The 12724-nt window shown below is 37.4% G+C and carries 4 protein-coding genes; all 4 read left to right on the top strand.

Annotation, left to right across the window (positions count from 1 at the left end):
• Positions 1–2671 (top strand): SDR family NAD(P)-dependent oxidoreductase (locus tag CJF42_RS22620; protein WP_141235634.1); only part of this gene is annotated, 2671 nt, incomplete at its 5' end.
• Entirely contained in the window at positions 2664–5078 is a 2415-nt protein-coding gene (locus tag CJF42_RS22615; protein WP_095368830.1) for a PfaB family protein, read from the top strand. The genes CJF42_RS22620 and CJF42_RS22615, both read left to right, overlap by 8 nt.
• Positions 5079–5170: 92 nt before the next feature.
• Positions 5171–11011, top strand: a complete 5841-nt coding sequence (locus tag CJF42_RS22610; RefSeq protein ID WP_095368829.1) for a beta-ketoacyl synthase N-terminal-like domain-containing protein — start codon at positions 5171–5173, stop codon at positions 11009–11011.
• A gap of 92 nt (positions 11012–11103) precedes the next feature.
• Entirely contained in the window at positions 11104–12693 is a 1590-nt protein-coding gene (locus CJF42_RS22605) for a PfaD family polyunsaturated fatty acid/polyketide biosynthesis protein (RefSeq protein ID WP_095368828.1), read from the top strand.
• The last annotated feature ends 31 nt before the right edge of the window (positions 12694–12724 follow it).

Raw genomic sequence — 12724 nt, 5'->3', positions numbered from 1 at the left:
GCGCACTTTAGGTGAAATCGTAACGCATATGCAAAGTAAAGTGGGTGGCGTAACAGCTGCTTCAGAGGTCGCAGCTGTAAAAAAGCCTAAAGCTGAAACGCATGTAGTTAAAAAAGTCGCAGGCGCACCAAGTGCAACAGTGGCAATTTCACGTTTATCAGCAGTAACTAAAATTAACCAAAATACAAAAGGTGCTAATGCATTAGTTGTGAATGATGGCAGTGATACATCAGTTGAACTAAGTGAAAGCTTAATTAACAGTGGTTGGAATGTTACTGTTCTTAATCCTAGCTGGGTTAATGCACAATCAAATAAAGCCTTACCAAGTGCGGTAAATGAAATTGCTATTTCAAGTGTTGATGAAAAGCAGATCAGTGAGATTATTTCAACCAATGCACAACTAGATTCAGTTATTTATTTACACCCTGAATCCACCATTGAAAACATTGTTTACCCACAAACTTCAAAACAAGGTTTAGAATTAGCCTTTATTTTAGCGAAATTATGTAATGTAAAAGCAGCTAAAGTCGCTCGCGCTTCGTTTATAGTGCTAACACAACAAGGAGGCCAAATTGGCTTTGAATCAAATGATGTTACAGTTGATTTAGTTCAAGGTGGTTTAAACGGCTTAGTTAAAACCTTATCTCATGAATGGAGTGAAGCTGGCGTATTTTGTCGTGCAATTGATGTTGTTTCAACGATGTCAGCTGAAAATGTTGCAAACATCATCACAGATGAATTAGCTGATGTAGATGCGGTATTAAGTGAAGTTGGCTACGATGAAACAGGTCGTTTAACTTTGATTGGTGAAGTAACAGATAGTTACGCACTGACATCAGGGAATAACATAGATAAAGATTCTGTATTTTTAGTGAGCGGTGGCGCAAAGGGCGTAACAGCACATTGTGTTATTGAAATTGCGAAACAATACCAAGCAAAATTTGTTTTATTAGGGCGTTCGTCTTTTGATGCTAACGAGCCTAGTTGGGCTAATGGCATTAATGATGAAGTCGCACTTAAAAAAGCAGCGATGCAAGCATTGATTGCAACAGGTGATAAACCTACACCAGTTAAAATCTCTCAGTTTATCCGTCCAGTATTGGCAAATCGCGAAATTGCACAAACATTAGCTGCAATCGAATCAGCTGGTGGCCAAGCACAATATGTATCTGCTGATGTAACTAATAGCGAAAGTGTACAAGCGGCCGTAAAACCTATCATTGCTGAGTTTGGCAATGTGACTGGTATCATTCATGGTGCAGGTGTTTTAGCCGATAAATTTATTGAACAAAAAACATTAGCAGAATTTGATGCGGTATACCGTACGAAAATTGATGGATTAACATCATTATTATCAGTTACTGAGCAATCATTTTCTGGAAAATCTAAATTAAAACACTTAGTCTTGTTCTCTTCTGCTGCGGGTTTTTATGGTAACCCAGGTCAGTCTGATTATTCAATTGCCAATGAGATTTTAAATAAAACAGCTTATCGTTTTAAAGCGTTACACCCACAAACACAAGTATTGAGTTTTAATTGGGGTCCTTGGGATGGTGGCATGGTAACTCCAGAGCTTAAACGCATGTTTGATGCCCGAGGTGTTTATATCATACCGCTAGATGCAGGGGCGCAACTATTAGTCAGTGAACTTGCAGCAACAGATAACCGTTGTGCACAAATCCTTGTAGGTAATGACCTATCTAAAGATCAAGAGCCTAAAGACCAAACACAGGATTTTGATATAAAAAAGCCACAAGTTAGTCGTTTAACTAAAGCATTACAAACGACTAACGCGACCTTTACTAATGCATTTCTAGCTGATCATGTCATAGATGGCAATCTAGTATTGCCAACTGTATGTGCGATTGCTTGGATGAGTGAAGCTGCGGTATCACTTTATACCGGTTACCATTATCAGGGGCTTGAAAACTATAAACTGTTTAAAGGTATCACTCTTAATCATGAAAAAGGTGATGGTAATCAATTTGATGAAGTAAACATTGATTTTAAAGTATTAGCGGACAGTGGTGATACTTTAAAGCTTGATGCAAAAATATCGAGTACGGTTGCAAATAGTAGTTCAAATGGTAAAACTGTATTTCATTATGGTGCCCAGTTGACTTTGGTTCGTAGACGTGATGATTTACCTATTACTAATTTACAGTTACCAGCTCTAAGCTCTGATGTTTCGGTTGAAGCGACAGCACTTTATCAAAATGGGACTTTATTTCATGGCGAAAGCTTACAAGGGATCACTGATGTGATCTCCTGTAATGAAACATCTTTATTATTAGCGTGTTCAGTACCAAGCATCGCAAAATTTAAGCAGGGAGAGTTTGTGATCCCTGTTAATACGGTTCACTCAAATCATAATATATTTGCTAACGATTTAGTTTATCAAGCGATGTTAGTTTGGGTGCGCAAGCAGCTTGGCATGGGGAGCTTACCCTCTAAAACGTTAGCTTGGCAGGTTTATCGCGAAGTCATGTTAGATGAAGCATTTTATATTGATTTAAAAGTTGTTGAACAAACTGCATCTAAGGTAGTCGCAGATATTCGTTTAATTTCAGAAAATAAGCAAATATTAGCGCAAGTCAATTCTGCTGAGGTAACTATTAGCGAAAACTTGAACAATTTGTTTTTAAAAACTGATGGGGGTAAAAATGCTTAAAGCGCATTTATCTATCATCGGGTTAGATGCAAATTTTGGTGGTTATTCAAATATCGATTTAGTTGAGCGTGCTTTTTATCAAGGCAGCGTTGCTAAACAATTTAGTTTAGCAACAAGTGCAGATAAGTCTAAACTTGTTGCTGACTCTGTAGCACGTTTAGCATCAACTAATAATTTAAACATTCAAGATATCAATATTATTGAATTGTCACAGAACACAGATTTAGCACTTGCGTTAACACAAAGTGAAATTTTAATAGCTCAAAATAAGCTGGTTGCACTTGTTGGAGTTAACATATTCAGTTCAACTGATGAGGATGATTTAAAACAAAAATCGGCAACGATCAGTTTTGATGAAAGTTTTATATCCTATAACCAAGTAGAAGGTATCGTCAGTATTTTGATTGCGCATAGTGATTTTGCAAGACAAAATGCGTTATATATTTATTCAAATATCAAGAGCTTTGCAGTGGGTGATAATGTCACTCAAACAAGTTCTCTTGCACTAGAACAAGCAAATATCACTGCTGAACAAGTACATTTACTTGAAGTATCTGCCAATGCAGATAAAACTTTATCTGATATTGAACAGCAAGGTTTACTACAGACTTATCAAAATGACTCTGTTTTAAACACTGCGTTAAGTTGTGCTAAAAGTGTAACGGGTGAGGGCGGCGAGTTTTCACAATTAGCAGGTTTGTTAAAATGTATTATTTCACTGCAACAAAGATATATTCCTGCAATTAATGAATGGCAAAATGCAAACTCAAATGTATTATCACTTTATCAAACTTCAGCATTTTATATACCAACGGAGTCTCGTCCTTGGTATCCAAATTCTGACGGGAGTGCACATATTGCAGCATATAGTTGTCAAACAACAGATAATTATTGTCAAATTATATTAGAAGAAAACCTATTAGCTGCAACTTCATTAACAACAAATGAACGGTTTCCTGTTCAAGATATTAGAAATAATGGTTTTATTGCAAATGGCGATTTATCAATATTTTTACTCTCTGCTGATGATGAAAAATCACTGTTAGATAAAATGGCGAGTTTAAATAGTCTAACCTCATTGTCTTTGAAGGAACTTGCCAAATCATGTTTTGCGCAATTTGATGAACAAGAGCAATATGCAGTTGTATTACTTGGCGAATCTCTTGCTGAACTTAATAAAGAAATATCATTAGCTGAGCAAGGCATAACAAAAGCATTTTTAGATGATAGCAACTGGAAAACACCTAAGGGCAGCTTTTTTACTGCGAAACCTGTTGGTAAAGGTGAGAATATTTCCTTTATGTATCCGGGGATCGGTGCAACTTATGTTGGTTTAGGTCGTGATTTATTTCATCTTTTCCCACAAATATATCAATCAGTAGCAGCACTTGCGGATGATATTGCTGTAACATTAAAAGATACCTTACTTAACCCAAGAAGCATTAACCGTCTAGGCTTTAAAGCGCTAAAACAAAGAGATTTGGCTTTACGTGGCAGTTTAGCTGATATTGCTGAAGCAGGTGTCGGTTATGCGTGTGTTTTCACAAAAATATTTGAAGATGTATTTAATGTAAAAGCCGACTTTGCTACCGGTTATAGCATGGGCGAAGTGAGCATGTACGCAGCATTAGGGTGTTGGCAACAACCTGGCATAATGAGCGCACGATTAGCTGCTTCTGATACCTTTAATAATAAATTATGTGGTGACTTACTCACTTTACGTGATCACTGGAATATGCCTAAAAACTCAGATGATAATGAGCTTATTTGGGAAACGTATACCATAAAAGCCACGGTAGAAGAGTTTGCACTTGCAAGTACGGATGAGCCTAAAGTCTTTTGCACCATAGTTAATACGCCAGATAGCCTATTAGTCGCGGGTTATCCGCCAGCATGTCAAAAAGTAATTAAAAAATTAGGTGTACGCGCAATGGCATTAAATATGGCAAATGCCATTCACAGTGCCCCTGCATATTCAGAATATAATGATATGACACAGCTTTATACCATGGATGTAACCGAACGCATTAAAACTAAAATGTATTCTAGTTCCTGTTATTTACCTATTCCACAACGCAGTAAAGCGATTGCTACCAGCATCGCAAAATGTTTATGTGACAGAGTCGACTTTCCACGTTTAGTTAATACCTTACACAAAAAAGGTGCTCAGGTATTTATAGAAATGGGGCCCGGACGCTCATTGTCTAGTTGGGTGGATAAAATTTTAGATAGCAAAGTAACTAATAATACAAAACTAAATTCAATGAATCATTTATCTGTGCCTGTAAATGCTAAAGGTACCAGTGATGAATTGACCTATATGCGTGCAGTGGCCAAGTTAGTAAGCCATGGTGTAATTATGGAATTAAGTCATTTATTTCATGGTTCAATGATAGTTAAAAAATAAACCAGTTATAGATATTTAGATGGTTTACTTAAATAATGCCACGAAGTGGCCTCAATAAATTTACCAAGTAGATTTATTAATAGAGAGTAACAATGGAAAATATTGCAGTCGTAGGTATTGCTAATTTATTCCCAGGCTCGCAAGCGCCTGAAGAATTTTGGCAAAAATTGCTAGAACAACAAGATTGTCGCTCAAAAGCAAATAGCGATCAAATGGGCGTAGATCCTGATAAATATTATGGTAACAAAGGTGATACAGATAAATTTTATTGTATTCATGGTGGTTACATACGTGACTTTAACTTTGATGCACATTCTGTATTGCAAGAAAATAGTTCACTTAGCCCTGAATATTTAGCACAATTAGACGATTTAAATCAGTGGTCCCTCTATGTTACACAACAAGCATTAAAAGATGCAGGTTACTGGGGCAGTAATGTACTTGAAAAATGTGGTTTGATTTTGGGAAATTTATCATTTCCAACTAAATCATCTAATCATTTATTTATGCCGTTATATCATCAAGTTGTTGATAACGCGTTAAAGCAAACAGTGCATAAAGACTTTTCACTCAGTCACTTTACGCAACCAAAAACAGATGTGCACCCAGATAATGCTTTAGTAGCAGGTTATCCCGCGGCTTTATTAGCAAAAGCTGCAGGTTTAGGTGGTTCACACTTTGCCCTTGATGCAGCGTGTGCTTCTTCATGTTATTCAGTTAAACTAGCATGTGATTATTTACATACTGGCAAAGCTGACATGATGTTAGCGGGCGCGGTTTCAGGCTCTGATCCTATGTTTGTAAATATGGGTTTTTCAATATTTCAAGCATATCCAGCTAATAATATTCATGCTCCTTTTGATAAAAATTCACAAGGTCTTTTTGCTGGTGAAGGCGCGGGTATGATGGTATTAAAACGCCATAGTGATGCGGTGCGTGATGGAGATAAAATTCACGCGATTATTAAAGGCGGCGGTTTATCAAATGATGGTAAAGGGGAGTTTGTTTTAAGTCCCAATACCAAAGGCCAAGTCTTAGTATATGAACGCGCATACAAAAATTCCGGCGTTAATCCTAAAGAGGTTGATTACATCGAATGTCACGCAACGGGCACACCAAAAGGTGATAAAGTTGAATTAGGCTCAATGGATACCTTTTTTAGTCGTTACGATAACAAGCCACTTTTAGGCTCAGTTAAATCTAATTTAGGCCATTTATTAACGGCTGCAGGTATGCCGGGCATGACCAAAGCCATTTGGGCGCTCAATAAAAAACAAATACCTGCCACTATTAACCTAAATGAACCTCTGAGTTCTAAAAATGGTTATTTAACTGGCGAACAAATGCCAAGTGAGTTAACGCCTTGGCCATCAAATACGGTTATCGGAATGCAAAAAGCAAGAACTGCTGGCGTAAGTGTATTTGGTTTTGGTGGAGCAAATGCCCATTTAGTTTTACAAGAACCAACACAAGTGTTAGAACCAGTTAGTGAAGTTGCTAAAAATAGTGAACCATTAGCGATAGTGGGAATGGATGCACATTTTGGTCATGCACAAAATCTAAGTGAATTTAAAAAGGTGATTGATGCAAACACCAATACATTTAGAGAATTGCCAGAAGAACGTTGGAAAGGTATCGAAACCGATAGCCAAGTAATGCAAGCTTTACAGTTAGAAAAAGCACCAAAAGGCGGTTATATAGCAGATTTTGATATCGACTTTTTGCGTTTTAAAGTACCACCCAATGAGCAAGACTGCCTTATTCCACAGCAGCTCATGATGATGAAAGTCGCCGATAATGCAGCAAAAGATGCTGGCCTTAAATCAGGTTCAAATGTTGCAGTTTTAGTTGCTATGGGTGTTGAACTTGAATTACATCAATATAGAGGTCGTGTAAATTTAACAACACAAATTGAAACAAGTTTAAAGCAACAAGGTATTGAGCTTACGCAAGCACAACAACAAGAGCTAACTAATATTGCTAAAAATGGTGTTGCATATGCTGCTCAGCTTAACCAATATACCAGCTTTATTGGCAATATCATGGCATCGCGTATTTCTGCATTATGGGATTTTTCAGGCCCTGCATTTACACTGTCATCAGAAGAAAATTCAGTTTATCGTTGTGTTGAATTGGCACAAAATTTATTTCAAACAAGTGATATTGATGCGGTGGTTATCGCAAGTGTTGATTTAGCAGGTTCAGTTGAAAATATTACTTTACGCCAACATTATGGCCCTGTATCAGTAAATGGACATGCTAATAAAAATAACTGGTTAGTAGGTGAAGGTGCGGGTGCGTTTGTAGTAAAGCCACAATCAAAGGTGAGTGCTAAAAATACATATGCGACAATTGATGGGGTTGGCTTTGCTGCGGGTGTTGATGAAAATTCAGTTCGCAATGCTGCACAAAAAGCACTCTTTGCCGCTAATGTTTCAGCATCAAATATTAGTCAAATAGAAGCGCATGCCAGTGGTTTTATGGCAGAAGAGAATGCTGAGCAAGCTGCCTTTAATTCACTTTATGCAACACAGATGGCTAATAATAAAATTAGCAGTGTTAAATCTAATGTAGGTCATACATTTAATGCCTCCGGTGTGGCCAGTATTATTAAATCAGCTCTCATTTTAAATAAAGGTGGAGCAAATAAACAACATGCATCTCACATTGCACTAAGTGGCCTAGGGCGAGATGACACCAGTGCGCATGTAGTCATGTCGGCTACAAATGTACCGTATCAAAGTCGCGCAGTTGTTCCTGTAAAAAAACGGCCTCAGTTAATTAAAAAGATTAGCTTAGGTGGCCAGAAAATAGCGCAATCGATTGAGTCACATAATTCACCTGTTATTGCACAGATAAAACAAAATCTTATTACTAAAACACTGGCACCAATTTCATGTCCAGTGGATATTAGTAATTTACCCCCTAAGCAGATAAACACCATTAAAGCAGTTACAGATGTGAAACCTGTAATTGTAAAAACTGCTAACGTTGGAGCAATTGTGAAAAGTACGCAATCAAATACGAATAAAATAGCAAATACTGTAAAGGTAAGTAGCAAAGCCAGTAAAGAGATTTATCAGCAATCAGCTACTCATGAAGCATTTTTGAAAACACGCCAAGCTGCACAGCAGCACATTTCTCAATTAGTAGAAATACAGGCAAAAATCGTGTCTGATGGTCAATTAAATACAGTTGCTAAAAAACCTGTTTTATCAGTTGTACCTGAGCAAACACCGTTAGCACTTATTGCAAAAGACATTACGTCTGGTTTTGAAATTAAAGGTCCAGCAGGATACAGTTACCCGCCATTACAACTAGAAGAGTGTTTTAACCAACCAAAAAATATTATTTGGGATACTGCGGACTTAGTTGAGTTTGCTGAAGGTGATATTGGTAAAGTATTTGGTAGTAAATATAACATTATAGATAGCTATTCACGCCGTGTACGTTTACCAACTACAGATTATTTATTAGTAAGTCGTGTTACTGAGCTAGATGCTAAAGTAAATGAATATAAAAAATCTTACATGTGTACTGAATACGATATTCCAACAGATGCGCCATTTTTAATTGATGGTCAGATCCCTTGGTCAGTATCGGTTGAATCAGGACAGTGTGATTTATTATTAATTTCCTATATTGGTATTGATTTTGAAGCAAAAGGTGAGCGTGTCTATCGGTTATTAGATTGTGAATTAACCTTTTTAGAAGAAATGGCCTTTGGTGGTGAAACACTTCGCTATGAGATCCATATTGATTCGTATGCTAAAAATGGCGACCAATTATTGTTTTTCTTCCACTATGACTGTTACGTTGGTGACAAGAAAGTATTGATCATGCGCAATGGCTGTGCAGGCTTTTTTACTGATGAAGAATTAGCTGACGGTAAAGGTGTAATACTTAACGATAAAGATAAAGCTCAACTAGCTGATGCTAAAAAATTGTACTTTAAACCGCTAATGAATAATAGCCAAACACAATTTGACTATGTTGATATGATGAAGCTCGTTAATGGTGATGTTGCTGGATGTTTTGGTGATAATTACGATCAAGGAGGCCGTAATCCATCATTGAAATTTTCATCTGAAAAATTCTTAATGATAGAACGTATTACTAAAGTTGATGCTCATGGGGGTCACTGGGGTTTAGGTTTACTTGAAGGTCAAAAAGACTTAGATCCAGAGCATTGGTACTTCCCATGTCATTTTAAAGGTGATCAGGTTATGGCTGGTTCACTCATGAGTGAAGGTTGTGGTCAAATGGCCATGTTTTTGATGCTTAAATTAGGCATGCACGCTAATGTAAATAATGCGCGTTTTCAGCCTATGCCGGGTATGTCACAAACAGTACGTTGTCGCGGTCAAGTGATACCTCAGCATAATACCTTGACTTATCGTATGGAAGTAACAGAAATGGGTATGGAACCCTATCCGTTTATGAAAGCGAACATTGATATTATTCTTGATGACAAAGTGGTTGTAGATTTCAAAAATCTATGTGTAATGATCACAGAACAAGATGAAAACTCACCATATCCTGTGAATTTACCTGATAATACTAAGTTACTTGAATCTCAAAATAAAACGGCTGTGATTATTAGCGATAATACAGTTAAAGAAAGTAAAGTTGATGCAAGCCAACTAGATGAAAGAGGTATTGACCCATTTAAAAACCCTAAACGCCCTTTGATGCGAGTTGAATCTGATTTAACTGCAGTAAAAGAAAAAGGCGTTACACCAATTCAACATTTTGCAGCACCGCTTGTAGCCGGTCAAAATCGGATACCAAACCAAGCACCATTTACACCTTGGCATATGTTTGAGTTTGCAACGGGTAATATTTCTAACTGTTTTGGTTCTGACTTTGATATATATGAAGGGCGAATTCCACCACGTACTCCATGTGGTGATTTACAAGTAGTCACACAAGTTATTGAGGTTAAAGGTAAGCGATTAGATCTTAAAAACCCATCAAGCTGTATTGCTGAATATTATGTGCCAGAAGATGCATGGTACTTCACTAAAAATAGCCATGAAAATTGGATGCCATATTCATTAATCATGGAAATTGCATTACAACCAAATGGTTTTATTTCGGGTTATATGGGCACAACTCTTAAATACCCTGAAAAAGACCTGTTTTTCCGTAACCTTGATGGTAGCGGTAACTTAGTTAAACAAATTGATTTACGTGGCAAAACAATAGTTAATAAATCAGTATTATTAAGCACCACTATGGCAGGTGGCATGATAGTACAAAGCTTTACTTTTGAGCTTTTAGTTGATGATGAAGTTTTTTATAAGGGGACAGCTGTATTTGGTTACTTTGGTGCTGATGCACTTACAAATCAGCTAGGTATCGATAACGGTAAAATTACCCATGCTTGGTTTGTTGATAATAAAACACCAACATCACACATTGAGAAAATTGATTTAACCAATCAAAACTTATCACTTTATCAAGCGCCTCAAGGCAAACCGCATTATAAATTGGCAGGCGAACAAATGAATTTTATTGATACGGTTTCAATTGTTGAAGGTGGTGGTAAGTTGGGGATCGCTTATGTTCATGGTGAGCGTAAAATTGATGCGACAGATTGGTTCTTCCGTTATCACTTCCATCAAGATCCGGTTATGCCTGGTTCATTAGGTGTCGAAGCGATTATTGAATTATTGCAAACCTATGCTTTAAAAAATGATTTAGGCAAAGAGTTTACTAATCCAAGGTTTATAGCGCCAACAACTTTAGTTAAGTGGAAATACAGAGGGCAAATTACACCTATCAATAAACAAATGTCATTAGATGTGCATATTACTGACATTATTAAAACCGAGGGTGAAATACGCTTAGTGGGCGATGCTAATTTATCTAAAGATGGCTTACGTATTTACGAAGTGAAAGATATTGTACTTTCAATAATTGAAGCATAACTGATCTGTTTCGCATGTCAGTTTAAGCCACTTTGTGGCGTTGTAAGGGGAACTTAACTCTTGCAAAGCAAATAAAATATTTAGGAATAAACATGTTAGATATACATAACAATGAAATTGATTGGGCATGGAAAGTTGATGATTCAGCGGTTAAAACGCAAAGCAGTGCAATAAAAACTGCTTTAATGGATTTAACAAAGCCTGTCTATGTAGCAAAAAGTGGCGCACAAGCGGGTATTGCAAATAGCATATCAATTTCAGGCTCTGAAGATGTGTTAGCTTTTGCACAAAAGCTTAACCCTGAAGACTTAGGCGATGATACCTATAAAAAACAGCATGGTGTAAAATACGCATATCATGGCGGAGCCATGGCAAATGGTATTGCTTCTGTTGAATTAGTGGTTGCATTAGGCAAAGCGGGATTTTTATGTTCATTTGGTGCCGCTGGATTAGTGCCTGATGTAATTGAAGAATCAATAAAACGTATTCAAGCCCAATTACCAAATGGCCCTTATGCAGTTAATTTAATTCATGCGCCAGCAGAAGCAGCATTAGAACGTGGTGCAGTAGAGCGCTTTTTAAAACTCGGCGTAAAAACGGTAGAAGCCTCTGCTTACTTAGGTTTAACAGAGCACATAGTTTGGTATCGTGTTGCTGGTTTATCTAAAAATGCTGATGGGTCAGTGAATATTGGCCATAAGGTTATTGCTAAAGTATCGCGTACAGAAGTAGGCCGTCGTTTTATGGAGCCTGCGCCTAAAAAATTACTTGATAAGTTATTAGCGCAAGGAAAAATTACGCAAGAACAAGCTGAATTATCACAGTTAGTGCCTATGGCTGATGATATTACTGCTGAAGCTGATTCTGGCGGCCATACAGATAACCGACCATTCTTAACTTTATTACCAACCATCATTGCATTACGTGATGAAGTGCAAGCTAAATATCATTTTTCGCCAGCACTTCGTGTTGGTGCTGGTGGTGGTATCGGTACGCCAGAGGCTGCACTGGCTGCTTTTAATATGGGCGCAGCTTATATTGTTTTGGGCTCAGTGAATCAAGCGTGTGTAGAGGCAGGCGCGTCAGAATATACACGTAAGTTATTAGCTAACGTTGAAATGGCAGATGTGACAATGGCTCCCGCCGCTGATATGTTTGAAATGGGCGTAAAACTACAAGTTGTAAAACGCGGTTCAATGTTTGCGATGCGCGCTAAAAAGCTATATGACTTATATGTGGCATATGATTCAATTGAAGATATTCCAGCAGATGAGCGTTTCAAAATCGAAAAGCAAATTTTCCGTTCAAACTTAGATGATGTATGGGTTGGTACAGAATCATTTTTCCAGCAGCGCGACCCTGAAATGTTAGCGCGTGCACAAAGTAGTCCGAAACGTAAAATGGCATTGATATTTCGCTGGTATTTAGGTTTGTCATCTCGGTGGTCTAATATTGGAGAAAAAGGCCGTGAAATGGATTACCAAATTTGGGCTGGTCCAAGCTTAGGCGCATTTAATAGCTGGGTAAAAGGCACTTACCTAGAAGATTATACGCGTCGTGGCACAGTTGATGTAGCATTGCATATGTTAAAAGGTGCAGCCTACCTACAACGTATAAACATGCTGAAATCACAAGGTGTAACTTTAACAACAGATCTTGCTAGTTATCGCACAGATGATTAGAAGTTAGCTAATAATACATAGTATAATTTAC

The organism is Pseudoalteromonas sp. NBT06-2 (assembly GCF_002276045.1).
Lineage (GTDB): Bacteria > Pseudomonadota > Gammaproteobacteria > Enterobacterales > Alteromonadaceae > Pseudoalteromonas.
The sequence above is the reverse complement of the archived record's forward strand: the minus strand, read 5'-3'. Positions and strand labels throughout refer to the sequence as shown.

Bases quoted from the DNA above. Each gene is read 5' to 3' on its own strand.
- CJF42_RS22615 (WP_095368830.1), top strand. From the start codon at position 2,664: ATGCTTAAAGCGCATTTATCTATCATCGGGTTAGATGCAAATTTTGGT.
- CJF42_RS22610 (WP_095368829.1), top strand. From the start codon at position 5,171: ATGGAAAATATTGCAGTCGTAGGTATTGCTAATTTATTCCCAGGCTCG.
- CJF42_RS22605 (WP_095368828.1), top strand. From the start codon at position 11,104: ATGTTAGATATACATAACAATGAAATTGATTGGGCATGGAAAGTTGAT.